We start from the raw sequence: 24,596 nt of genomic DNA, 5'->3' as shown, positions 1-24,596 counted from the left end.
CTATTTTCCCTCTCCCTGTGGGAGAGGGTTAGAGTGAGGGGGAAGTTTCCCCTCAAAATCCCGCCGTACAATCTCCAGTGCCTTAAGCACCGTTTCGGCGGGGATCTCATGATTCTCCAGCAGCATAATCAAATCGACGGCCAGCTTGACCTCATCGGGTGCATTTTCCAGTGACATGGGTGTGGCTCCTGTTAACGGGTCAAACGTTCAATGACGCGCTCAATCTCATCCAGCGCCTGACGGCAGCGGACGATGCGTCCTTCCAGCGCGCTAATCTCGCGCATCAATAGCTGCTGCTCTTCCAGCGTTTCGCTGTTGTTCAGACGCACCTCGCGTTCGCGCTTCATCTCAAACAGTCGGCGTTCAAACTCCTGGTTCTCCAGCCGCTTGCGCTGCCATTTACCGAGCCCCGGGGAGGCGCTGTCCCAGGCGCGCAGCGGCCAGGCGGCGATTTCACGATGCAGCGCGGTGATCTGCTCGGTGAGATGCGCCGCAAGCCACGCCACCTGTTCCTGCTGTTCACTCTCAACCGCATGGCGAAGCTCGTCGAGATTCGTCTGCGCTTCCGCCAGGTAATCCTGAATGACGGTGCTGCGGGTACGAAAAAGCTGTCGGTCAAAGCGCGGCTTCAGCGTGGCGTGCCCCATTAGCGGTGTAGCCTGCTCCCGCAGAGCAATTAGCTGATTTTGCAGCCTCTCAAGAAGCAGTGCTGTTTTCAAGGCGCTCTCCAGTGGTAAAGTAGCCGTTCAGTTTGATAACGATTCGCATTATGAAGCGTACTATTTTAATCATCATTGGCTGGCTCGCGGTAGTGCTTGGCACGCTGGGTGTGTTTTTACCCTTACTGCCGACCACGCCATTTATCCTGCTGGCGGCCTGGTGCTTCGCCCGCTCGTCGCCGCGTTTTCACCACTGGCTGCTCTACCGCTCATGGTTTGGCGGCTATCTGCGGCACTGGCAAAAACACCGGGCCATGCCGCCCGGCGCGAAGCCGCGCGCGATCGCAGTGATCCTCATCACCTTCGCTATTTCATTATGGCTGGTGAAAATGATGTGGGTACGTATTCTGCTGCTGGCGATCCTGACCAGCCTGCTTTTCTTTATGTGGCGGATCCCCGTGGTTGATGAAAAGCAACAAAAGCACTGAAGCCTCATCATGGCTGTTGCAATTATCACGCGCAGCCAGTAAATTCGACCGTTTTCGAGCACAGGTGCGCCTGGTCAAAGGTTAAACAATTGTTGCCTTGGCCGACTCGTTGCGCGCTGTGAGTAACACTGTTTTATTTAGGCACAAACCGATGACCGCAACTGCACAGCAGCTTGAATATCTGAAAAACAGCATCAAAAGCATCCAGGACTATCCAAAGCCTGGCATTCTTTTCCGTGATGTCACCAGCTTGCTGGAAGACCCGAAAGCGTACGCGCTCAGCATTGAACTGCTGGTCGAGCGTTATAAAAACGCCGGGATCACCAAAGTAGTAGGTACCGAAGCCCGTGGTTTCCTGTTTGGCGCACCGGTTGCGCTGGCAATGGGCGTGGGTTTTGTGCCGGTGCGTAAGCCGCGCAAGCTGCCGCGTGAAACCATCGCAGAAAGCTACGAGCTGGAGTACGGCACCGATCAGCTGGAGATCCACGTTGATGCGATCAAGCCGGGCGACAAAGTGCTGGTGGTCGACGATCTGCTGGCAACCGGCGGCACCATTGAAGCGACCGTGAAGCTGATCCGTCGTCTGGGTGGGGAAGTGACCGACGCGGCCTTCATCATCAACCTGTTCGATCTCGGCGGTGAACAGCGCCTGGAAAAACAGGGTATTACCAGCTATTGCCTGGTGCCTTTCCCGGGTCACTAATCCCGGTTTTCACAACCTCGCTCAATGGGTGAGGTTGTGATAGCATTCCCCTCCATAAATTCACCTTCCAGCGTTGCAGAGCCTGCCCATGAGTTATCAGGTGTTAGCCCGTAAATGGCGACCACAAACCTTTGCTGACGTTGTCGGTCAGGAACATGTGCTGACGGCCCTGGCGAACGGCTTGTCGCTAGGTCGCATCCATCACGCCTATCTTTTTTCCGGCACCCGCGGCGTCGGTAAGACCTCTATTGCCCGTTTGCTGGCAAAAGGTCTCAATTGCGAAACCGGGATCACCGCCACGCCGTGCGGCGTGTGTGATAACTGTCGGGAGATCGAGCAGGGGCGTTTTGTCGATCTGATCGAGATCGACGCCGCCTCGCGCACCAAAGTGGAAGATACCCGCGATCTGCTCGATAACGTGCAGTACGCCCCGGCGCGCGGCCGCTTCAAGGTCTACCTGATCGATGAAGTGCACATGCTGTCGCGCCACAGCTTTAACGCACTGCTGAAAACGCTGGAAGAGCCGCCCGCGCACGTGAAGTTCCTGCTGGCGACTACCGATCCGCAAAAGCTGCCGGTCACGATCCTGTCGCGCTGCCTGCAGTTCCATCTGAAGGCGCTGGACGTTGAGCAGATCCGCGCGCAGCTTGAGCATATTCTTGATGAAGAGAAGATTGTCCACGAACCGCGCGCCCTGCAGCTGCTGGCCCGCGCGGCGGACGGCAGCCTGCGTGATGCATTAAGCCTGACCGACCAGGCGATTGCCAGCGGTGACGGCAAGCTCTCCACCGAGGCGGTCAGCACCATGCTCGGCACGCTGGATGACGATCAGGCGCTGTCGCTTATCGAAGCGATGATTGCCGCCAACGGCGAACGCGTGATGTCGCAGGTGAATGCCGCCGCTGCCCGGGGTATTGAGTGGGAAGGGCTGCTGGTTGAGATGCTCAGCCTGCTGCACCGCGTGGCTATGCTGCAGCTTTCTCCCTCCGCCATTGGTGCGGATATGGCGACCATTGAACAGCGGATGCGTGAGCTTGCCCGCACCGTGCCGCCTGCCGACGTGCAGCTGTACTACCAGACGCTGCTGATTGGCCGCAAAGAGTTACCGTTCGCGCCGGATCCGCGTATGGGCGTTGAAATGACGCTGCTGCGTGCGCTGGCGTTCCACCCGCGCATGCCATTGCCGGAGCCGGAAGTGCCGCGGCAGTCTTTCGCGCCGGTCGCCCCTACGGCGGTGATGTCGCCGCAGCAGGTACCACAGCAGCCGACGCCGCCACCGCAGCAAAACGTGCCGCTGTCGGATGCCACCAGTTCGGTGCTTGCCGCACGCAGCCAGCTGCAGCGTGCCCAGGGAGTAACCAAACCAAAAAAGAGTGAACCGGCAGCGCCAGGAAGAGCGCGGCCGGTTAACAACGCCGCGCTTGAACGACTGGCCTCGGTAACGGAGCGCGTACAGTCGCGTCCGGCACCGTCCGCGCTCGAGCAGAAAGCCCCGGTGAAAGAAGAGGCTTACCGCTGGAAGGCAACCACCATCACCGAAGAGGTGAAGGAAGAGGTCGCCACGCCGAAAGCGCTGAAAAAGGCGCTGGAGCATGAGAAAACGCCGGAGCTTTCCGCGAAGCTTGCCGAAGAGTCCATTGCGCGCGACGCCTGGGCCGCTGAGGTCAGCAAACTCCAGTTGCCGAAGCTGGTGGAGCAGGTCGCGCTGAACGCCTGGAAAGAGCAGGACGGCAATCAGGTGCGTCTGCACCTGCGTCCGGGCCAGCGACACCTCAATTCTCCTGGCGCGCAAAAGGCGCTGGCCGAGGCGCTCGCCACATTACAGGGCGCGCCGGTTGAATTGACTATCATTGAAGATGATAATCCGGCAGTGAAAACGCCGCTCGAGTGGCGCCAGGCCATTTATGAAGAAAAGCTCGCGCAGGCGCGCGAGGCGATTATTGCGGATAACAACATTCAGACCCTGCGCCGGTTCTTCGACGCCGATCTGGATGAAGAGAGTATTCGCCCCATTTGATCGTGAGTCTGACTTACGGTTGTAATCCTTAAACGTGAAAAAGAGAGAAGCCTATGTTTGGTGGAAAAGGCGGTCTGGGTGGCCTGATGAAGCAGGCTCAGCAGATGCAGGAAAAAATGCAGAAGATGCAGGAAGAGATCGCTCAGCTGGAAGTCACGGGTGAGTCCGGTGCCGGTCTGGTCAAAGTGACCATCAACGGTGCGCACAACTGCCGTCGCGTGGAAATCGACCCAAGCCTGCTCGAAGACGACAAAGAGATGCTGGAAGATCTGGTTGCAGCCGCGTTTAACGATGCCGCTCGCCGTATCGACGAAACTCAGAAAGAGAAAATGGCTTCTGTTTCCAGCGGTATGCAGCTGCCGCCTGGCTTCAAGATGCCATTCTGATGCAAACCAGTCCGCTGCTCACGCAGTTAATGGAAGCACTGCGCTGCCTGCCGGGCGTTGGCCCGAAGTCGGCGCAGCGCATGGCGTTTACGCTATTGCAGCGCGACCGCAGCGGCGGGATGCGCCTGGCGCAGGCTCTGACCCGCGCCATGTCAGAAATTGGTCACTGTGCGGACTGCCGTACCTTTACCGAGCAGGACGTGTGTAACATCTGTACGAACCCGCGTCGTCAGGAAAACGGTCAGATTTGCGTGGTGGAGAGTCCGGCGGACATCTACGCCATCGAACAAACCGGGCAGTTTTCCGGCCGCTACTTCGTGCTGATGGGGCATCTCTCCCCGCTGGACGGTATTGGTCCGGATGATATCGGTCTTGACCGCCTTGAACAGCGTCTTGAGTCCGAAACCATCAAAGAGGTGATCCTCGCCACCAACCCGACGGTGGAAGGGGAGGCAACCGCCAACTACATCGCCGAGCTGTGCTCGCAGTACGGCGTTGACGCCAGCCGCATCGCCCATGGCGTGCCGGTGGGCGGCGAGCTGGAGATGGTGGACGGCACCACGCTGTCGCACTCTCTGGCCGGGCGTCACAAGATTATTTTCTGACCAAACGGAGGCTGCGCGCGCGGCCTCCGCTTGAAAATTTCCCCCCTTATCCCCATCTCTCACTCAACGTTTTAAAACCCCATTAAATGGCATTGTTGAGGTCGACATAGATGAAAGGACAAGAAACCCGTGGTTTCCAGTCAGAAGTAAAACAGCTTCTGCACCTGATGATCCATTCCCTGTATTCCAACAAAGAAATTTTCCTGCGTGAGCTGATTTCCAACGCATCCGATGCGGCGGACAAGCTGCGCTTCCGCGCGCTGTCTAACCCGGATCTGTACGAAGGCGACGGCGAGCTGCGCGTGCGCGTCTCGTTCAATAAGGAGAACCGCACCCTGACCATCGCCGATAACGGCATCGGGATGAACCGCGACGAGGTGATCGACCACCTCGGCACCATCGCCAAATCCGGCACCAAAGCGTTCCTCGAGTCCATGGGCTCGGACCAGGCGAAAGACAGCCAGCTCATCGGCCAGTTCGGCGTCGGTTTCTACTCGGCGTTCATCGTGGCGGACAAAGTCACCGTCCGTACCCGTGCGGCGGGCGACAGCGCTGAAAACGGCGTGCTGTGGGAGTCCAAAGGGGAAGGCGAATATACCGTTGATGACATCACCAAAGCGGATCGCGGTACCGAAATCACCCTGCACCTGCGCGAAGGCGAAGACGATTTCCTGAACGACTGGCGCGTGCGCTCCATCATCAGCAAATATTCCGACCACATTGCCCTGCCGGTCGAGATTGAAAAACAGGAAGAGAAAGACGGTGAAACCGTGGTTTCCTGGGAGAAGATCAACAAGGCGCAGGCGCTGTGGACGCGCAACAAGTCTGAAATTAAAGACGACGAGTACAACGAATTCTACAAGCACATCGCCCACGATTTTACCGACCCGCTGACCTGGAGCCACAACCGTGTGGAAGGTAAGCAGGAGTACACCAGCCTGCTGTACATCCCGGCACAGGCGCCGTGGGACATGTGGAACCGCGATCACAAGCACGGTCTGAAGCTGTACGTGCAGCGCGTCTTTATCATGGACGACGCCGAGCAGTTCATGCCGAACTACCTGCGCTTTGTGCGCGGCCTGATCGATTCTAACGATCTGCCGCTGAACGTCTCCCGTGAAATTCTGCAGGACAGCACCGTCACCCGTAACTTGCGCAACGCCCTGACCAAACGTGCGCTGCAGATGCTGGAAAAACTGGCGAAAGACGATGCGGAAAAATATCAGACCTTCTGGAAACAGTTTGGCCTGGTGCTGAAAGAAGGCCCGGCAGAAGACACCGCGAACGTTGAAACCATCGCCAAACTGCTGCGCTTCGCCTCAACGCATACCGACTCCTCCGCGCAGACCATGTCGCTGGAAGAGTACGTCTCCCGCATGAAAGAAGGGCAGGAGAAGATCTACTACATCACCGCCGACAGCTACGCAGCGGCGAAGAGCAGCCCGCACCTGGAGCTGTTGCGCAAGAAAGGCATCGAAGTGCTGCTGCTTTCTGATCGCATCGACGAGTGGATGATGAACTACCTGACCGAGTTCGACGGTAAATCCTTCCAGTCTGTAGCCAAAGCCGACGAGTCCATCGACAAGCTGGCGGATGAAGTGGACGAAAGCGCGAAAGAAGCCGAGAAGGCGCTGGAGCCGTTCGTTGAGCGCGTGAAAACCCTGCTGGGCGACCGCGTGAAAGAGGTGCGCTTCACGCACCGTCTGACCGACACCCCAGCCATCGTCACCACCGATGCCGACGAAATGGGCACTCAGATGGCGAAACTGTTTGCGGCGGCGGGCCAGGCGATGCCGGAAGTGAAATATATCTTTGAGCTTAATCCGGATCATCCGCTGGTGAAACGCGCGGCGGATACCCAGGACGACGCCCGCTTTGCCGAGTGGGTTGAACTGCTGCTGGATCAGTCCCTGCTGGCCGAGCGCGGTACGCTGGAAGATCCTAACCTCTTCATTAAACGTGTGAATGCGCTGCTGCTGGCGTAATTGACCACGCCTCCCCTGGTCTTCTCCCTCTCCCCGTGGGAGAGGGCCGGGGTGAGGGTACCAGACCGCACCCTCCCAAATAATCTCCCCCCGTTAACCGTTTCAGCCTTCCTGCCTTCCTTGAGCGATGCCCATTCTGGTGGTATTGTTTAGCGCTTTTGAAAAATTGAAACGACTTTTGAGGGGATTTTCGCAATGCGTATTATTCTGCTTGGCGCTCCGGGCGCGGGTAAAGGAACTCAGGCTCAGTTCATCATGGAGAAATACGGTATTCCGCAAATCTCCACCGGTGATATGCTGCGCGCCGCTGTTAAATCTGGCTCCGAGCTGGGTAAACAGGCGAAAGACATCATGGACGCAGGCAAGCTGGTGACCGACGAGCTGGTGATTGCTCTGGTCAAAGAGCGCATTGCTCAGGAAGACTGCCGTAACGGTTTCCTGCTGGACGGCTTCCCACGCACCATTCCTCAGGCTGACGCCATGAAAGAAGCGGGCATCAACGTGGACTACGTTCTGGAGTTCGACGTACCGGACGAGCTGATCGTTGACCGCATCGTTGGCCGTCGCGTACACGCTGCTTCTGGCCGCGTTTACCACATCAAATTCAACCCACCTAAGGTTGAAGGCAAAGACGACGTGACCGGCGAAGAGCTGACCACCCGTAAAGACGATCAGGAAGAGACCGTGCGCAAGCGCCTGGTGGAATACCATCAGATGACCGCGCCGCTGATCGGCTACTACACCAAAGAAGCGCAGGCGGGTAACACCAAATACGCTAAAGTTGACGGCACCAAAGCCGTGGCTGACGTACGTGCAGAGCTGGAAAAAATCCTCGGCTAATCGCATTTCTCTCACCCGGGCCCTCCGGGTGAGAAATATTCTCATCTTACCTATTACAGCAATGGGTTTCGTTTAAACGCATTTCCGCTACAATTGACAACCTATCAAATGGTTAAGAGGCGTGAATGAGTCAGGCGAAAACCGGCATCCTGCTTGCCAATCTGGGCACCCCAGAAGCACCTACATCAGACGCGGTAAAACGCTACCTGCGACAGTTTTTAAGCGACACGCGCGTCGTGGATTTCCCGAGACTGCTGTGGTGGCCGCTGCTGCGTGGCGTCATTCTGCCGATTCGTTCTCCGCGCGTCGCCAAACTCTATCAGTCCGTGTGGATGAAAGAGGGCTCGCCGCTAATGGTTTACAGCCGTCGTCAGGAAAAAGCGCTGGCCGCCCGCCTGCCGGATATGCCCGTCGCGCTCGGCATGAGCTACGGCAAACCCTCCCTGGAAAGCGCGGTAGAATCCCTGCTGGCGCAGGGCGTGGACCATATCGTCGTGCTGGCGCTCTACCCGCAGTACTCCTGCTCGACGGTGGCCGCCGTCTGGGACGAGCTGGCCCGCATTCTGGCGACCCGCCGCCGCATTCCGGGTGTGACCTTTATTCGCGACTACGCGGATAACGAGCTCTACATCAAGGCGCTTGCCAACAGCGCGCGCGCGTCGTTTGAAAAGCACGGCGAGCCGGATCTGCTGCTGCTTTCCTATCACGGGATCCCGCAGCGTTTCGCTAACGAGGGTGATGATTACCCCCAGCGCTGCCGAGATACCACGCGCGAGCTGGTCTCCGCCCTTGGCCTGCCGCCGGAGAAGGTGATGATGACCTTCCAGTCGCGCTTCGGCCGCGAGCCGTGGTTGACGCCGTACACCGATGAAACCCTCAAAATGCTCGGTGAGAAGGGCGTGAAGCATATTCAGGTGATGTCGCCGGGCTTCTCGGCAGACTGTCTGGAAACGCTGGAGGAGATCGCGGTGCAAAACCGGGAATTTTTCCTGGAGGCTGGCGGCGAAAAGTACGAGTACATTCCGGCGCTTAACGACTCGCCTGAGCATATCGACATGATGGTCTCACTGGTGACGAACAGCCGCTGATCGCACTCCGGGCCGGGTTTGTGCTACCATTCCCGGCCCATATTCTTCGTACAGTTCAGACCATGAAATTTCCCGGTAAACGCAAATCCAAACACTACTTCCCCGTCGATGCCCGCGATCCGCTCCTGCAGCAAATCCAGCCAGAAAATGAAACCAGCGCGGCGTGGGTCGTCGGTATCGATCAGACGCTGGTGGACATTGAAGCCAAAGTGGATGATGCGTTTGTCGCCCGTTACGGTCTGAGCGCCGGACACTCGCTGGTGATTGAGGACGACGTTGCCGAAGCGCTGTACCATGAGCTGGTGCGCGAAAACCTGATTACCCATCAGTTTGCCGGCGGTACCATCGGCAATACCATGCACAACTACTCCGTGCTGGCAGACGACCGCTCGGTGCTGCTCGGCGTGATGTGCAGCAATATCGAAATTGGTGGCTATGCCTACCGCTATCTCTGCAACACCTCCAGCCGTACCGATCTGAACTACCTGCAGGGCGTTGACGGGCCGATTGGCCGCTGCTTCACGCTGATCGGCGAGTCTGGGGAGCGTACCTTTGCCATCAGCCCTGGCCACATGAACAAGCTGCGCGCCGAGAGTATTCCCGAAGAGGTGATCGCGGGCGCCTCGGCGCTGGTGCTGACCTCCTACCTGGTGCGCTGCAAGCCGGGTGAGCCCATGCCGGAAGCGACCATGAAGGCGATTGAGTACGCGAAGAAATACAACGTGCCGGTCGTTCTGACGCTGGGCACGAAATTCGTTATCGCCGATAACCCGGAGTGGTGGCAGGCCTTCCTGAAAGAGCACGTCTCGATTCTGGCGATGAACGAAGAGGAGGCCGAAGCGCTGACCGGCGAAAGCGATCCGCTGCTGGCGTCTGACAAAGCGCTGGACTGGGTGGACCTGGTGCTCTGCACCGCGGGCCCGGTTGGGCTGTATATGGCCGGCTTCACGGAGGAAGAGAGCAAACGCAAGACCCAGCACCCGCTGCTGCCCGGCGCGATTGCCGAGTTTAACCAGTACGAGTTCAGCCGCGGTATGCGCCATCAGGACTGCATCAACCCGCTGCGGATCTACTCTCACATCGCGCCATATATGGGCGGGCCGGAGAAGATCATGAACACCAACGGCGCGGGCGACGGCGCGCTGGCCGCGCTGCTGCACGACATCACCGCTAACGCCTACCACAAAACCAACGTGCCGAACTCCAGCAAGCACAAGTTCAGCTGGCTGACCTATTCGTCGCTGGCGCAGGTGTGTAAGTACGCCAACCGCGTGAGCTATCAGGTGTTGAACCAGCACTCACCGCGCTTAACGCGTGGCCTGCCGGAACGGGAAGACAGCCTCGAAGAGGCGTATTGGGATCGGTAAATGTAAAAAGGCAACGTAAGTTGCCTTTTTTAATGTTTGTTCCCTCTCCCCGTGGGAGAGGGCCAGGGTGAGGGCATCAGACCGCACCAAACTTACCCCGTCACCGCCTCTTCAACCGGCGGTTTTTCCAGCAGCGTCAGCATCGTGTTAGCAATCTCGCGCTCGCCCATCACCACCTTATCTGCACCGCGCTCGGTAATGTACTCCACCTCGTCGTCATAGTGCGCCCGGGCGATAATCTCAATTGTTGGGCACTTCGCGCGTGCGGAAGCCACAATCTCACCCGCTTCATAGCCGTTAGGAATGGTCAGCAGCAGCCAGCGGGCGCAGTCCAGATGCGCCAGATTCATGATCTCTTCGTTCGCCGCATTGCCCAGCACCGCACGAATACCGCGCTCGCGCAGCTCGTCGACGCGGGTGCGTGAGGTCTCAATCACCACCAGCGGAATACCCTGTGCCATCAGCTTTTCACCGAGCAGGCTGCCCACGCGGCCAAAGCCGACCAGCAGAGCGTGGTTGCAAATATCAACCGGGATCTGCTTCTCTTCTTCGATGGCCTCTTCGAGCGTCTGCTCTTCCAGCGTTTCGGTTTTATCGAGGTATTTTTCCAGCAGGGCAAACAGCACCGGGTTCAGCATGATCGACAGGATCGCCCCCGCCAGCACCAGGTTTTGCCCTGCCTGCGGCAGCAGGTTCAGAGCCATGCCCAGACCGGCCAGAATAAAGGCGAACTCACCGATCTGCGCCAGGCTGGCGGCAATGGTCAGCGCCGTCCGCGGCGAGTGGCCAAACATCCGCACCAGGAAGAAGGCGGCAAGCGACTTACCAAAGATGATGATCGCCAGCGTGCCCAGCACGGCCAGCGGTTGATGGATCAGGACCATCGGGTCAAACAGCATCCCGACGGAGACGAAGAACAGTACGGCGAAGGCATCGCGCAGCGGTAGCGTATCGTGCGCAGCGCGGTGGCTCAGCTCGGACTCGTTCAGTACCATCCCGGCGAAGAACGCACCCAGAGCAAAGGAGACATCAAACAGCTCAACGGCACCAAAGGCGATGCCCAGCGCCAGCGCCAGCACGGAGAGGGTAAACAGCTCGCGTGAGCCGGTCGCCGCGCTGCGGGACATGATCCACGGCACCAGACGGCGGCCCACCAGCATCATGATGGCGATAAACGCCACAACCTTACCGATGGTGATGCCCATATCCAGCGCCAGCGAGGCAAAACCGACGTTGTCTTTTTCCATCATCCCGGCGACGGCAGGCAGCAGTACCAGCGTCAGGACCATGACCAGGTCTTCCACAATCAGCCAGCCAATCGCGATCTGCCCGCGCTGGCTGTCAATCAGCTGTCTCTCCTCAAGCGCGCGCAGCAGCACCACGGTACTGGCGGTTGAGAGACACAGCCCAAATACGATGCCGGTCATCAGCGACCAGCCCAGTACGGCCGAAAGCGCCATCCCCAGCAGCGTCGCCACCCCTATCTGGGCGATCGCTCCCGGTATGGCAATCGACTTTACCGCCATCAAATCCTTCAGGGAAAAATGCAGACCGACGCCAAACATCAGCAGAATCACGCCCAATTCCGCCAGTTCAGGTGCCAGTTTGGTATCCGCAACGAAACCTGGCGTGAACGGTCCCGCCAGAACACCTGCCAGCAGATAGCCGACAAGAGGAGAAATACGCAGTTTATTGGCAATCATGCCGAGGATAAAAGCGAGCACAAGTCCACCAACAATGGTGGTGATAAGCGGTGTGGCGTGGTGCATTCCGTCTCCTTTCGTTGTGGGTGTTCCTTTTTGGCGAAAACCAAAAAACCGAGTAATAGTTTATGACAATTTTTACCCTTATGTTTATGAATAATTGTTGAAGTTTGAATAAAACAGCAATATGCACGTAAAAAAGCGCATTTTGATAAATTCAGAGAGGGGATGAAGAAGAAACCCTTATGGCATCAGGGTGTCAGGTAGCCAAAGTAAAACTTTGGCTACCTGTAATTCAGGCTTTATGTCGGTTATCAGGCAGGAATATAGTTAACATCCCAAGAAGCGGCAGGAAAGCGCAGATTTTATAAACCAGGAAGATGCTGGTGTGATCCGCAACCATCCCTAACACCGCTGCGCCAAGCCCGCCCATGCCGAAGGCGAAACCGAAAAAGAGTCCGGAAACCATACCGATACGGCCAGGCAGCAGCTCCTGGGCATAAACCAGAATGGCGGAAAACGCGGAAGCGAGGATAAAACCAATAATCACGGTTAAAATCCCCGTCCATTCAAGGCTCGCGTACGGCAAAATAAGAGTAAACGGCGCCACGCCGAGGATAGAGCCCCAAATGACATATTTACGCCCAATCTTATCACCCACAGGCCCGCCAATGACCGTACCGGCCGCGACGGCGAACAGGAAGGCAAACAAATGGATCTGCGCGTTTTGTACCGATAATCCGAATTTTTGCATCAGATAAAAGGTGTAATAGCTGCTGATGCTCGCCATATAGAAGTATTTCGAGAAAATCAGCACCAGCAATACGGCAACCGCCAGGATAACCTTATTGCGCGGCAGGGGATTAATAACCTTCGCTTTAGGTTTCCCTTTGTTCACGCGATGCTGAGCGGCATACCAGCGGCTGATCTGTGCCAGCACGATAATCGCCAGCAGTGCGGCCAGCACAAACCAGGCCACGTTGCCTTTACCGTAAGGGGCAATAATCACCGCGGCCAGCAGCGGGCCGAGAGAGCTACCAAAGTTACCGCCCACCTGGAAAAGTGACTGCGCCAGGCCGTGACGACCACCGGACGCCATCCGTGCCACGCGCGAGGACTCCGGATGGAACACGGACGAGCCGGTACCCACCAGCGCGGCGGCGATCAGCACGGCTTCAAAACTCCCGGCCATGGCGAGCAGCACCAGACCGCTTAGGGTAAAGCACATGCCGATCGGCAGCGACCACGGCATCGGGTATTTATCCGTCCAGTAGCCCACCACTGGCTGCAGCAGCGAGGAAGCCATCTGGAAGGTCAGGGTGATCATCCCGATCTGCACGAAGGTTAACGAAAACTCGGACTGCAGCAGCGGATAAATTGCCAGAATCAACGACTGGATCATGTCGTTGAGCAGGTGTGAAAGACTGATTGCGCCTAAGATTTTAAAGGAGGTGCGCGACGCAGACGCGCCCGAAACGGGCTGGGTTGATTCACTGATTGCCATAAATACCACGTTTTGTTAGCAGAAGTGCAGGGAGTAATTATTATCCGACTAACATACCCGCCTGCGACATTTGAAGAAAGTCGCAATTATGAAAACTTATTTGTCTATTCTTATTAGTCACTGTAATTTCTGCCTTTGTCTATTGGTCAGGGAGAGAGAAGATGAAGTTAATGAAGCGGGGCGTCGCGCTGGCGCTCATCGCGGCGTGGGGGCTGGTAAGCCTGCCCGCGCAGGCGTATGAAAAAGACAAAACCTATAAAATTACCATTCTGCATACCAACGACCACCACGGTCATTTCTGGCGCAGTGAATACGGCGAATATGGCCTCTCGGCACAAAAAACGCTGGTGGACGGCATTCGTAAAGAGGTCGCAGCCCAGGGCGGCAGCGTGCTGCTGCTTTCAGGCGGCGATATCAACACCGGCGTGCCGGAATCCGATTTGCAGGACGCCGAACCCGACTTTCGCGGCATGAATCTGATTGGCTACGACGCGATGGCCGTCGGTAACCATGAATTTGATAATCCGCTGACCGTACTCCGTCAGCAAGAAAAATGGGCCAAATTCCCGTTCCTCTCCGCCAATATTTACCAAAAAAGTACTGGCGAGCGCCTGTTTAAGCCGTGGGCGCTGTTTAAGCGTCAGGATCTGAAGATCGCGGTCATCGGCTTAACCACCGACGATACGGCGAAAATTGGCAACCCTGAGTTCTTCACCGATATCGAATTCCGCAAACCGGCAGACGAAGCGAAGCTGGTGATTCAGGAACTGCAGCAAAATGAAAAGCCGGACGTGATTATCGCCACCACGCACATGGGGCACTACGACAACGGTGAGCACGGCTCCAATGCTCCCGGCGACGTCGAGATGGCGCGCAGCCTGCCGGCAGGCTCGCTGGCAATGATTGTGGGCGGTCACTCACAGGATCCGGTGTGTATGGCCTCGGAGAACAAAAAGCAGGTGGACTACGTGCCGGGCACGCCGTGCGCGCCGGACCGTCAGAACGGTATCTGGATCGTACAGGCGCACGAGTGGGGCAAATACGTGGGTCGTGCAGATTTCGAGTTCCGTAACGGCGAGATGAAGCTGGTTCATTATCAGCTCATTCCGGTCAACCTGAAGAAGAAGGTCACCTACCCGGACGGGAAAAGTGAGCGCGTACTTTACACGCCTGAAATTGCAGAGAACCAGCAGATGCTCTCCCTGCTGACGCCGTTCCAGAACAAAGGCAAGGCGCAGCTGGACGTGAAGATTGGCACGCTCAACGGCCGCCTGGAAGGGGACCGCAGCAAAGTCCGCTTCGTGCAGACCAACATGGGCCACCTGGTGCTGGCGGCGCAAATAGCGCGCACCGGCGCTGACTTTGGCGTAATGAGCGGCGGCGGCATTCGTGATTCCATCGAAGGCGGAAACATCACCTATAAAGACGTGCTGAAGGTACAGCCGTTCGGCAACGTGGTGGTCTATGCGGATATGAGCGGGAAAGAGGTGATTGAGTACCTGACCGCCGTGGCGCAGATGAAGCCAGATTCCGGGGCCTATCCGCAGTTTGCCAACGTCAGCTTCGTCGCGAAAGACGGCAAGCTTAACGACCTGAAGATCAAAGGCGAACCGGTTGACCCGGCTAAAACGTACCGTCTGGCGACGCTAAGTTTCAACGCCACGGGCGGCGACGGCTATCCGCATATTGATAACAAACCGGGCTATGTGAATACCGGCTTTATCGACGCGGAAGTGCTGAAGCAGTATATCGAGCAGAATTCACCGATTGACGTGAATGCGTATGAGCCGAAAGGCGAGGTGAGCTGGCAGTAGTGCTGTGCGGCCTGATGCCCTCACCCTAACCCTCTCCCACCGGGAGAGGGCGCGAACACAAAAAACGGTAACGCCTGTTACCGTTTTGCTTTTACCTCGTAGCCGCCACCCGGCTTTTTTTACTCCCGGCGGGCAATATCCGCAAATTTAGCGTCCAGCATTTTCGCCAGATCGTCCGCCGCCAGCTCGATATCCAGCCCGCGTTTGCCGCCGGATATAAAAATGGTCTCAAATTCCTGTGAGGGTGCATCGATCAGTGTCGGCAGGCGTTTTTTCTGTCCGAGCGGGCTGATGCCGCCCACCAGGTAGCCCGTGGTGCGTTGCGCCACCATCGGATCGGCCATATCCACCTTCTTTGCCCCCAGCGCTTTGGCGACCTTCTTCAGATCCAGCTGTCCTGCCACGGGAGTCACCGCGACGGCGAGGTGCTTCATATCGCCGTTCACCGCCACCAGCAGCGTTTTATAAACCTGGTCAGCGTTCAGCCCCAGCTTGCGCACCACTTCATCACCAAAGTTGGTCTCGTTCGGATCGTGATCGTAAGTGTGGATCCGGAAAGAAATGTTGTTTTTTTCGAGTAATTTAACGGCGGGAGTCATAGCTATCCTTCTTACGACAGACAAATCATGCCAACAGCATACGCCTGACGTTTGTCTAAAAAATAGCACCATCTTGCGCAATAGTATTGGCAGTGATGGTCACTTTGAGCGACAATCGGCTCAACCGAAGGTCTCCTTCGGCATAATAAAAACGATGAAATTCCTCTTTGACGGGCCAATAGAAATATTGGCCATTTTTTTATTTTAACAGTGACGGCAAATTCCCTTCTCCGTACAAATGTAACGCCCCAACCGCCACCACGTAATGCCCGGCAGGTAAAGCATGCAGCGTCTGCCTCCAGGCTTTGTTGCGCGCATTCATCAGCACATCATACAGCGATTCGCTGAACGTCGACGGTAATGCCAGCTTACCGTCCTCTGGCGGTGCATCCAGCCACCAGCCAATCATGGTCTGCAGCAGGCGCGCGTTGGTGTGCCAGTGGGTCAGCGTATCATCCAGCAGCATCAGACCGTCGTCGGGAAGCTGCCGCAGAAGCGCAATCTGGCTGTCCGTCCCCTCCAGCTCGATGATGGGCAAACTGCGCGCCCTTGCCGCGTTCAGCAGCTGGTAATCGATGCCGTAATCACCGCGCAGGCCCAGGCGCTGCGCCTGCGTAGCCTGTAATACCATCGCGATTTGCCAGAGCGGCAGGGTGTCAATCATAGAGAGCGAGACGCCCGTCTCATCGGCCACGCGCGTCAGTTCCGCAAGCTGGGTTTCATCCAGGCGCTCCGCCAGGGGGAGATCGCTCTCGAGCCCGGCAAACGGTGACTCCTGACCCGAAATGTCCGCCTCAACGACCAGCGCGTCGGCGTGTTTCAGCAGTTTGATCAGGCCGGGTGGCAGGGGAGACATATCCTGCGTTCCCATATGGATGCTGCCGACCAGGTGCAGGTGTTGCCCGCCGGGAAGCGAGATATCCAGACCGGGCCAGGCGTAACGGCGGGGAAAGAGGGCGCGAAACGATGTTTTTATACGATTAAACAGACCCATACGCGCTCCATGAACGGAAAGGTTCATGCTAGCGCGTACGGGTACAAGGTTCAATCCTTCGGTTTAAAGCGCAGCAGGCGGTTGGCGTTGCTCACCACGGTGATGGAGGAGAGCGCCATCGCCGCACCCGCGACCACCGGGTTAAGCAGCGTGCCGGTCAGCGGCCACAAAATACCGGCAGCAATCGGGATGCCGAGTGAGTTATAGATAAACGCCCCCAGCAGGTTCTGCTTCATGTTGCGCAGCGTGGCTTTTGAAATGGCCAGCGCGTCGGCAACGCCCATCAGGCTATGGCGCATCAGCGTGATGGCAGCGGTTTCAATGGCGACATCGCTCCCGCCACCCATCGCAATCCCCACGTCAGCCTGGGCCAGCGCCGGGGCATCGTTGATGCCGTCGCCGACCATCGCCACCTGACGGCCCTGACTTTGCAGTTTCTTGATGGCGTCCGCTTTACCGTCCGGCAGTACGCCCGCAATCACCTCATCAATTCCCGCTTCTTTCGCGATGGCGTTGGCGGTGGTCGGGTTATCCCCGGTCAGCATTACCAGACGGTAGCCGGCACGGTGCAGGCGCTGCAGGGCGTCCACGCTGTCCTGGCGAAGCGGATCGCGCACGGCCAGCAGCGCGGCGGCTTTGCCATCCACCGCCAGCAGAACCGGCGTGGCGCCCTGAGACGCCTGCGCTTTCAGCTCGCTTTCCAGCGCGGTGGTATCAATACCGTTTTCATTGAGCAAGGCCTGGTTGCCCAGCAGCAGCACGTGGCCTTCTGCTTCGCCGCTGACGCCGAGCCCGCGCAGGGTGCGGAAATTGCTGACCTGCGGCAGGGCAGACTCACCTGCTTTATCGAGAATGGCGCGCGCCAGCGGATGGCTGGACCCTTGCTCCAGCGCGGCGGCGAGGCGCAGCGCGTTCTCTTCCGTAATGCCGACCGTGTGGACGGCCACCACCTGCGGTTTACCTTCCGTCAGCGTGCCGGTTTTATCAAACACCAGCGTATCGAGGGTGCTGGCCCGCTGCAGCGCGTCCGCATCCCGCACCAGTACGCCAAATTCGGCCGCGCGGCCTACGCCGGAGATGATCGACATCGGCGTCGCCAGACCAAGGGCGCAAGGACAGGCGATGATCAGTACCGTGGTGGCGATCACCAGGGTATAAACAATCTGCGGCGCGGGGCCGAAGACATACCAGATCGCCGCACTCAGCAGGGCAATACCAACCACCACCGGCACAAAAATGGCCGAGATTCTGTCAGCAAGCTGGCCAATTTCCGGCTTGCTGCTCTGCGCCTGGCGCACCATGCGGATAATACGCGACAGCGTGGTGTGGCTGCCGACGGCGCTGGCGGTGAACAGCACGCTGCCGTCCTGCACGACCGTACCGGCATGCACGGCGTCGCCGTCTGATTTCTGCTGAGGGATAGGCTCCCCGGTCAGCATCGCTTCATCCAGCCAGGCTTCGCCCTGGGTTATCTTACCGTCAACGGGAACCCGGTCGCCGGTGGTCAGACGCAGCGTCATGCCCGGCTGAACCTCGGCCAGCGGAACACTCTTTTCCCCTTCGTCCGTGACCACGCGGGCCGTCGGTGGGGTTAAATCGAGCAATCTTTCCAGCGCTTTCGAGGAGCGCTGACGGGCGCGGGCTTCCAGCATATGACCTAAGTTAATCAGGCCGATAATCATCGCGCTGGCTTCATAATAGAGATGCCGCGCTTCCATCGGGAACCACTGGGGCCAGACGTTCACGCTCATCGAATAGAGCCATGCTGCGCCGGTACCGAGCGCCACCAGCGTATCCATCGTCGCGGTGCGGTTTTTCAGGCTTTTCCAGGCGCTGGTATAGAAATGTCCGCCTGCAAACACCATCACCGCAAGGGTAATCAGCCCAATCACCAGCCACAGGGTGCGGTTGTCGTCGGTGACCATCATGTTGTCTCCGATCATTCCCCAGACCATCACCGGAATACCGACCAGCAGGGCAACGATGGCCTGCCAGCGGAAGCGCTTCATGGTGGCGATAGCCGTTTCCTGCTGGCGCTCGCGGCGCTCGGCATCATCTTCGATGGCCTCCGCCCCGTAGCCCGCTTTCTCAACGGCCTGCACTAAATCTGCGGCGGAGGCGCTGCCCATCACCAGCGCAGTACGCTCCGCAAGATTGACCCGTGCCTGCGCGACGCCCGGTACGGCCTGCAAGGCGTTTTGTACCCGGGAGACGCAGCTGGCGCAGCTCATGCCGTTGATCAGCAGCTGTTGGCTGTCATCAATATCATCAGCTACCGGAAGCTCAGGAGTGGCCGCTGTCAGTGCTTCCGACGGGGATGATGACTCTGCCAGCGGTTTAGCCTTTGGGTGGCTTAACTCCGCCCCGTAACCGGCCTGCTTGATGGTATCGATCAACGCATCCGCGCTGGCGCTGCCGGTCACGGCGGCATGATCGATAGTCACCTCAGCGCTTTCAACGTCAGGGCGCTGTTCCAGGCTTTCTTTAACGCGTTTGACGCAGTGGCCGCATGAGAGGCCGTCCAGCGTCAGGTCAATAGTGTGAGACATAACAAAACTCCCGTATAATATTTTGGTCAGTTGTTGACCGGAGTAACGCTTTTTACTAACTGTTATGAAGGTTAAACCTTCCATCAAGGGGAAGGTCAAGGGGGAAATGTGAATATCAGTGATGTGGCAAAAAAAACCGGCTTAACCAGCAAGGCAATCCGTTTTTATGAAGAAAAGGGACTGGTAACGCCGCCGCTGCGCAGCGAAAACGGCTACCGCAGCTATACGAAACTGCATATTGATGAGCTGACGCTGCTGCGCCAGGCAAGACAGGTCGGGTTTAATCTGGAAGAGTGCGGCGAGCTGGTTAACCTGTTCAACGATCCGAAGCGTCACAGCGCCGACGTGAAAAAACGCACGCTGGAAAAGGTGGCCGAGATTGAACGTCATATCACCGAGCTGCAGGCGATGCGCGAACAGCTGCTGCAGCTCGCGGAGTCCTGTCCGGGGGATGACAGCGCCGACTGCCCGATAATCGACAATCTTGCCGGCTGCTGCCATCGTAAGGCCTCTGCCTAACAGGCTTTCACCCGCAGGGTAATGCCTTCCACCGCAATGACCTCAACCCGCGTGCCGGCGCTGAGGTCGTCGTCGGCGACCACCGGCCACGAGCTGTCGCCCACCCGCATATGCCCCCGCCCGTTTACCAGGGCGGTGTCGAGCGTAAAACGTTTGCCGACTATTTGCTGTCCGCGCTGGTTAAGGTGCGCGTCCAGCGGTTTCCGCTCGTTAACCCGCCGGTTGAGCCAGCGCCACCACAGCCACGCGGCCACCAGCGTGAGCACGGCAAACAGTGCGCCCTGCCACGCCCACTCCAGGGGAAGGATCCAGACCAGAAGGCCCGTAATGACGGCGGCAACACCGCTCCAGAGCAGGTAGCCGTTGCCGCCCAGCATCTCCGCCGCCAGCAATAAGCCACCGAGGCTTAGCCAGAAGGCATGAGGATGTGCAACGATCAGCTCAATCATTTTTTACGCTCGTTTCCGCTGTCCTTGATCAGTTCGGCAATACCGGCGATAGAGCCCATCAGGCTGCTGGCATCCAGCGGCATCATCACCACTTTGCTGTTGTTCGCCGAGCCAATCTGTTTCAGGGCGTCGGTATATTTTTGCGCGACAAAGTAGTTCACGGCCTGGATATCACCGGCGGCAATCGCCTCAGACACCATTTGGGTGGCGCGGGCTTCCGCTTCGGCCGAACGTTCACGCGCTTCAGCCTGTAAGAATGCGGACTGACGATCGCCTTCCGCTTTCAGGATCTGCGACTGTTTTTCACCTTCCGCTTTGAGGATCTCCGCCTGACGCACCCCTTCGGCTTCCAGAATATAGGCGCGCTTGGTACGCTCGGCCTTCATCTGGGCGTTCATGGAGGCGATCAGCTCCGCCGGTGGGCGCACGTCGCGGATCTCGATGCGGGTGACCTTGATCCCCCACGGGTTCGTTGCCTCGTCGACAATGTGCAGCAGGCGGGTGTTGATGCTGTCGCGCTGGGAAAGCATCTCGTCCAGCTCCATCGAGCCGAGCACGGTACGGATGTTGGTCATCGTCAGGTTGACGATCGCCAGCTCCAGGTTGCTGACCTCATAGGCCGCTTTTGGCGCATCAATCACCTGAATAAAGCAGACGGCGTCGATGGTGACGTTGGCGTTATCCTTGGAGATCACTTCCTGGGACGGAATGTCCAGAACCTGCTCCATCATGTTGATCTTGCGACCAATTCTGTCCATGAACGGAACAATCAGGCTTAAGCCAGGCTGGAGTGTGTTGGTGTATCGGCCGAAACGCTCGACGGTCCACTGATAACCCTGAGGGACAATTTTGACGCCGGCGCCCACGATAACCAGCGCAACGAAAATAAGGACAGGAACAACGATAAGCATAAAAACCTCCTGTTTTGCATGCTGTGACGAGTGAAAGTGTGTGTTTATTGCTCGTAAGTATAGGTAAAGTCAGAGATGAATCCATCACCCGCTTCGGCAATGGCTTTCGATAATCCCTCGTAGTAATTCTCCAGCCCCAGCGCTTCGATACGCTGGATCTGTTCGCGAATGGGGGCGCAGAACAGTACGGCATTCCCCGCTTCAACGCGCTTGTTATTCGGTGGAAGGTCGCCCGCGATGGCCTTAAACCAGGTTCTGATACCCTGCTTTAAATTATGCGGCGCTTTTGTCAGATTATCCATGCCCGTCAGGACCTGAAGGGTAGGGAACTCATCGGCCAGCACGGCGGTTTTCATTCGTGCAAAGAACTGACGGAACAATTCAAACGATCCCAGATCGGTCACGCGTGGTTTGGTGGTTTTACCGTTCTTATTGCCGATTTTACCTGCGGCCGGAACCGCATTCACCTTTTCCAGCTCCAGCCCAAATAACAAATTACAGTGCGCGCGGCGTTCTTTCAGCGGGTAGGACATCAGCACGTCAATGAACTGAGTGGCTTTTACATCCGCAAGATTGTGGTTGATAAGCCACTGGGTGCGTGAAAATTCCGCCGGAGAGACGAACCAGTCGGGTACGTCATTGAAACGTTTTGATTTTCCCTTACCGTCAAATTCAAGGAAGTGTGTCCCGTTGTCGAAGGCGAAATAGCAATTTTTGAAGCTGCCGATCGTGGTGTTCACGATGAGCGCCTTCTTAACAAAATCCACCACCTCTGCACCAATGACAAAACGCGTGAGTTCCGACGATTTGATGACTTCCATTAATGTTTCGACATCAGGAACACCAGGCTTCAGGGAAGGAAACTCATAAAAGATATGTGCCATGTCGCATACTTCCTGTAGTGATGGTGGTGACAAATAACAAACAAAAAGTTTAACACTTGCTTTAGCGTGAGGCTATTCGCTCTGTGCGGGCGAAAGGATTATGCTACAGACGGTTATGACAAAAAGCGGTTAACGGAAGCGCAATGAACGATAAAAAAAACGTATTACTTCTCAGGGATGTCGGATTTCGGGTCGGGGAAAACACGATCCTGCAGCACGTCGGGTTTAGCCTGTCGCCGGGCGAGTTTAAATTAATCACGGGCCCCTCAGGCTGCGGCAAAAGCACGCTGTTGAAAATCGTGGCCTCACTCCTCAGCCCGACGGAGGGAACCATTCTGTTTGAAGGACAGGATATTGCGTCGCTCTCTCCGGAAAGCTATCGTCAGCAGGTCTCCTATTGCGTGCAAACGCCCGTGCTTTTTGGCGATACGGTTTATGACAACCTGATTTTCCCGTGGCAAATCCGCAATAAAACGCCGGAGCCGGAACAGTTTATCAACGATCTGGCCCGCTTTGGCCTGGCGCAGGAGACGCTGACCAAATCCATCAACGCGCTGTCGGGCGGAGAAAAGCAGCGCGTCTCGCTGATCCGCAACCTGCAGTTTTTACCGAAGGTGTTGTTGCTTGACGAAATCACCAGCGCACTTGATGACGTCAACAAGCGCAACGTCAACGAGATTATTCATCGCTACGCCCGGGAGCAAAATATTGCCGTGCTGTGGGTGACGCACGATGCTAACGAAATAACCCATGCGGATGACGTGATTACGCTTCAGCCGCACGGCGGAAAAATGGAGGAGGCAAACCGTGGGTGAACATAACATTACCAACGAATCGCTGGCCTTTTCGATGGTGCTGGTATTGATTGCGATTGTGGTCAGCTACCGCGAAAAGCTGGGGCTGGAAAAAGATATTGTGTGGAGCATCTGCCGCGCGGTGATTCAGCTCATCATCGTCGGCTATGTGCTGAAGTATATCTTCAACGTTAACCACGCGGTGCTGACGCTGCTGATGGTGCTCTTTATCTGCTTTAACGCGGCGTGGAATGCGAAAAAACGCAGTAAATACATTGATAAAGCATTTATCTCGTCGTTTATCGCCATTACCACCGGTACGGCGCTCACGCTGGCGGTGCTGGTGCTCTCCGGCTCGATTGAGTTTACGCCGATGCAGGTTATCCCTATCTCGGGGATGATTGCCGGGAACGCGATGGTGGCCGTTGGGCTCTGTTACAACAACCTTGGCCAGCGATTCAGCAGTGAACAGCAGCAGCTACAGGAGAAACTAAGCCTGGGGGCAACGCCAAAAGTGGCCTCGGCGCGGCTGATTCGCGAGAGCATTCGTTCATCGCTGATCCCAACGGTAGATTCCGCCAAAACGGTGGGGCTGGTGAGCCTGCCGGGCATGATGTCGGGGCTGATTTTTGCCGGTATCGATCCGGTAAAAGCGATTAAGTATCAGATCATGGTGACGTTTATGCTGCTTTCCACGGCAAGCCTGTCGACCATCATTGCCTGCTACCTGACCTATCGGAAGTTTTACAACGCGCGTCACCAGCTGGTGGTGACGCAATTAAAGAAAACGGGTTAAGCCTGTTTTGTAGGCCCGGTAAGCGTTAGCGCCACCGGGCATTTTTTTGTTAGTAGAGCAACGCGTACAGCTGACGACGATACTTCGACGCCAGCGCGTCTCCGGTGCCCAGCGCGGCCAGGATCTCCTGGAACATCTTGCGCGCCTGACCGTCTGCGGCAGCGAGGTCTTTTTGCAGATGGCTGAACAGCAGCTCCAGCGCCTCTTCGTTACGCCCTACCTGGTGCAGCTGCAGCGCCAGCTGGCTTGCCAGCGCGGCGTCCGCCGGGTTGTCGGCAACCTGCTGCTGCAGCTGCTGAATTTCCGGGGTGTCCGCCGCCTGTTTCAGCAGCTCAATTTGTGCGACCAGACCCTGGTAGCGGGTGTCCTGATCCTGCAGCGGAACGGTCTTGAGTACGGCTTCCGCGTCCTCTGAACGGTGCAGGGCGATCTGCGTTTCCGCCAGCAGCAGGCCAATCTGGCTGTTCTGATTCGACAGCTGCCACGCCTCTTTGAGCAGCGGCAGCGCCTCGTCGTATTTGCCTTCCTGCATCAGCGCCATGCCTTCCTGCGCCTTCAGCTCTTCTTCGCGCGGCAGCACTTTATCCAGCAGGGCGCGGATAGCCTCTTCCGGCTGCGGCCCCTGGAAGCCGTCAACAGGCTGACCGTTCTGGAACAGATAGACGGTGGGAATGGCGCGCAGGCCGAACTGGGACGCCACCATCGGCTCGGCGTCGCAGTCCAGCTTCGCGAGAATGAACTGACCGTTGTACTGGGCGGCAAGGCTCTCCAGTACCGGCGTCAGCTGCAGGCAGTGTTGGCTGCGTTCAGACCAGAAGTAGAACAGGACCGGTTTGGTCATCGACTGTTCAAGGGTCTGTTGCAGGTTAGCTTCTGTAATATTGACGATATTCTGTACGGACATGCGGCTTTCTCTTTTGTCGGTTTGTTCTTTACATGGGG

At 57.3% G+C, this 24,596-nt stretch carries 24 protein-coding genes and 1 other annotated feature; of the genes, 13 read left to right on the top strand and 11 right to left on the bottom strand.

Features of this window, described 5'->3' with window-relative positions; all coding sequences use genetic code 11:
* Together rsmS and priC are read right to left on the bottom strand one after the other, a co-directional pair.
* Entirely contained in the window at positions 1 to 177 is a 177-nt protein-coding gene (gene rsmS, locus ACDO57_RS12770; protein ID WP_048991481.1) for a pleiotropic regulatory protein RsmS, read from the bottom strand.
* Between the two features lie 14 nt (positions 178 to 191).
* A complete protein-coding gene (gene priC, locus ACDO57_RS12765; RefSeq protein WP_148769745.1) occupies positions 192 to 719 on the bottom strand; it encodes a primosomal replication protein N'' in 528 nt (175 codons plus the stop codon).
* A 50-nt stretch (positions 720 to 769) separates the two neighbouring features.
* Between priC and ACDO57_RS12760 the strand changes: the two genes are divergently transcribed.
* The 9 genes from ACDO57_RS12760 to ACDO57_RS12720 all read left to right on the top strand — a co-directional run bounded on the left by ACDO57_RS12760 (position 770) and on the right by ACDO57_RS12720 (position 10,138).
* On the top strand, positions 770 to 1,147 hold the full coding sequence (locus ACDO57_RS12760; protein ID WP_090417986.1) for a DUF454 family protein: 378 nt from the start codon (positions 770 to 772) through the stop codon (positions 1,145 to 1,147).
* A 151-nt stretch (positions 1,148 to 1,298) separates the two neighbouring features.
* Positions 1,299 to 1,850 carry an adenine phosphoribosyltransferase gene (gene apt, locus ACDO57_RS12755; protein ID WP_006176947.1) on the top strand — a complete coding sequence of 184 codons (552 nt, stop codon included), beginning with the start codon at positions 1,299 to 1,301 and terminating at the stop codon, positions 1,848 to 1,850.
* 88 nt (positions 1,851 to 1,938) lie between these two features.
* Positions 1,939 to 3,867 carry a DNA polymerase III subunit gamma/tau gene (dnaX, locus tag ACDO57_RS12750; protein ID WP_048991477.1) on the top strand — a complete coding sequence of 643 codons (1,929 nt, stop codon included), beginning with the start codon at positions 1,939 to 1,941 and terminating at the stop codon, positions 3,865 to 3,867.
* Positions 3,197 to 3,261: a sequence feature (DnaX frameshifting element), on the top strand. (Overlaps the previous gene by 65 nt.)
* A 53-nt stretch (positions 3,868 to 3,920) precedes the next feature.
* Positions 3,921 to 4,253 carry a YbaB/EbfC family nucleoid-associated protein gene (locus ACDO57_RS12745; protein ID WP_003858972.1) on the top strand — a complete coding sequence of 111 codons (333 nt, stop codon included), beginning with the start codon at positions 3,921 to 3,923 and terminating at the stop codon, positions 4,251 to 4,253.
* Positions 4,253 to 4,858 carry a recombination mediator RecR gene (recR, locus tag ACDO57_RS12740; RefSeq protein ID WP_008499298.1) on the top strand — a complete coding sequence of 202 codons (606 nt, stop codon included), beginning with the start codon at positions 4,253 to 4,255 and terminating at the stop codon, positions 4,856 to 4,858. The genes ACDO57_RS12745 and recR overlap by 1 nt, the downstream gene beginning before the upstream one ends.
* A gap of 110 nt (positions 4,859 to 4,968) precedes the next feature.
* Positions 4,969 to 6,843 (top strand): molecular chaperone HtpG, encoded by a 1,875-nt coding sequence (gene htpG / locus ACDO57_RS12735; RefSeq protein WP_370884061.1) that lies wholly within the window; start codon positions 4,969 to 4,971, stop codon positions 6,841 to 6,843.
* Positions 6,844 to 7,038: 195 nt separating this feature from the next.
* Positions 7,039 to 7,683, top strand: a complete 645-nt coding sequence (gene adk, locus ACDO57_RS12730) for an adenylate kinase (RefSeq protein WP_006809841.1) — start codon at positions 7,039 to 7,041, stop codon at positions 7,681 to 7,683.
* Positions 7,684 to 7,808: 125 nt separating this feature from the next.
* The gene (gene hemH / locus ACDO57_RS12725) at positions 7,809 to 8,771 is read left to right on the top strand and encodes a ferrochelatase (RefSeq protein WP_370884060.1); all 963 of its coding nucleotides are present in this window, start codon (positions 7,809 to 7,811) and stop codon (positions 8,769 to 8,771) included.
* A 62-nt stretch (positions 8,772 to 8,833) separates the two neighbouring features.
* Positions 8,834 to 10,138: an inosine/guanosine kinase gene (locus tag ACDO57_RS12720; RefSeq protein ID WP_370884059.1), complete on the top strand. Its 1,305-nt coding sequence runs from the start codon at positions 8,834 to 8,836 to the stop codon at positions 10,136 to 10,138.
* Positions 10,139 to 10,230: 92 nt separating this feature from the next.
* Here ACDO57_RS12720 and ybaL read toward each other — a convergent pair whose 3' ends face one another.
* Entirely contained in the window at positions 10,231 to 11,907 is a 1,677-nt protein-coding gene (gene ybaL, locus ACDO57_RS12715; protein ID WP_024906856.1) for a YbaL family putative K(+) efflux transporter, read from the bottom strand.
* A 229-nt stretch (positions 11,908 to 12,136) separates the two neighbouring features.
* Positions 12,137 to 13,345: an MFS transporter gene (locus ACDO57_RS12710; RefSeq protein WP_370884058.1), complete on the bottom strand. Its 1,209-nt coding sequence runs from the start codon at positions 13,343 to 13,345 to the stop codon at positions 12,137 to 12,139.
* Positions 13,346 to 13,506: 161 nt separating this feature from the next.
* Here ACDO57_RS12710 and ushA point away from each other — a divergent pair, with 161 nt between their 5' ends.
* Complete coding sequence (ushA, locus tag ACDO57_RS12705) at positions 13,507 to 15,159, top strand: bifunctional UDP-sugar hydrolase/5'-nucleotidase UshA (RefSeq protein ID WP_370884057.1); 1,653 nt, start codon at positions 13,507 to 13,509, stop codon at positions 15,157 to 15,159.
* 119 nt (positions 15,160 to 15,278) lie between these two features.
* On the opposite strand, the gene ybaK is transcribed toward ushA, so the two are convergent.
* From ybaK to copA, 3 genes are all read right to left on the bottom strand, one after another.
* The gene (ybaK, locus tag ACDO57_RS12700) at positions 15,279 to 15,758 is read right to left on the bottom strand and encodes a Cys-tRNA(Pro)/Cys-tRNA(Cys) deacylase YbaK (RefSeq protein WP_370884056.1); all 480 of its coding nucleotides are present in this window, start codon (positions 15,756 to 15,758) and stop codon (positions 15,279 to 15,281) included.
* Positions 15,759 to 15,957: 199 nt separating this feature from the next.
* Positions 15,958 to 16,752: a TraB/GumN family protein gene (locus tag ACDO57_RS12695; protein ID WP_208763572.1), complete on the bottom strand. Its 795-nt coding sequence runs from the start codon at positions 16,750 to 16,752 to the stop codon at positions 15,958 to 15,960.
* 50 nt (positions 16,753 to 16,802) lie between these two features.
* Entirely contained in the window at positions 16,803 to 19,301 is a 2,499-nt protein-coding gene (gene copA, locus ACDO57_RS12690; protein WP_370884055.1) for a copper-exporting P-type ATPase CopA, read from the bottom strand.
* A 108-nt stretch (positions 19,302 to 19,409) separates the two neighbouring features.
* Here copA and cueR point away from each other — a divergent pair, with 108 nt between their 5' ends.
* On the top strand, positions 19,410 to 19,820 hold the full coding sequence (cueR, locus tag ACDO57_RS12685; RefSeq protein ID WP_024906861.1) for a Cu(I)-responsive transcriptional regulator: 411 nt from the start codon (positions 19,410 to 19,412) through the stop codon (positions 19,818 to 19,820).
* On the opposite strand, the gene ACDO57_RS12680 is transcribed toward cueR, so the two are convergent.
* From ACDO57_RS12680 to ACDO57_RS12670, 3 genes are read right to left on the bottom strand one after another with little or no spacing between them, the layout of a single operon-like run.
* Positions 19,817 to 20,269 (bottom strand): NfeD family protein, encoded by a 453-nt coding sequence (locus ACDO57_RS12680; protein WP_370884054.1) that lies wholly within the window; start codon positions 20,267 to 20,269, stop codon positions 19,817 to 19,819. The genes cueR and ACDO57_RS12680 overlap by 4 nt on opposite strands.
* A complete protein-coding gene (locus ACDO57_RS12675; RefSeq protein ID WP_024906863.1) occupies positions 20,266 to 21,180 on the bottom strand; it encodes an SPFH domain-containing protein in 915 nt (304 codons plus the stop codon). The genes ACDO57_RS12680 and ACDO57_RS12675 overlap by 4 nt, the downstream gene beginning before the upstream one ends.
* Before the next feature lie 44 nt (positions 21,181 to 21,224).
* Entirely contained in the window at positions 21,225 to 22,064 is an 840-nt protein-coding gene (locus ACDO57_RS12670) for a hypothetical protein (RefSeq protein ID WP_024906864.1), read from the bottom strand.
* Positions 22,065 to 22,207: 143 nt separating this feature from the next.
* Between ACDO57_RS12670 and fetA the strand changes: the two genes are divergently transcribed.
* Together fetA and fetB are read left to right on the top strand one after the other, a co-directional pair.
* The gene (gene fetA / locus ACDO57_RS12665) at positions 22,208 to 22,879 is read left to right on the top strand and encodes an iron ABC transporter ATP-binding protein FetA (RefSeq protein WP_370884053.1); all 672 of its coding nucleotides are present in this window, start codon (positions 22,208 to 22,210) and stop codon (positions 22,877 to 22,879) included.
* Complete coding sequence (fetB, locus tag ACDO57_RS12660; protein WP_024906866.1) at positions 22,872 to 23,654, top strand: iron export ABC transporter permease subunit FetB; 783 nt, start codon at positions 22,872 to 22,874, stop codon at positions 23,652 to 23,654. Before fetA ends, fetB begins: the two co-directional genes overlap by 8 nt.
* 49 nt (positions 23,655 to 23,703) lie before the next feature.
* On the opposite strand, the gene ACDO57_RS12655 is transcribed toward fetB, so the two are convergent.
* Positions 23,704 to 24,558, bottom strand: coding sequence for a co-chaperone YbbN (locus ACDO57_RS12655; protein ID WP_023310624.1), 855 nt, complete (start codon positions 24,556 to 24,558; stop codon positions 23,704 to 23,706).
* Positions 24,559 to 24,596: the final 38 nt, after the last annotated feature.

Source organism: Enterobacter cloacae complex sp. 2015409 (assembly GCF_041365315.1).
GTDB classification, from domain to species: Bacteria; Pseudomonadota; Gammaproteobacteria; order Enterobacterales; family Enterobacteriaceae; genus Enterobacter; species Enterobacter pseudoroggenkampii.
This window is presented reverse-complemented; position numbering and strand designations above follow the sequence as displayed.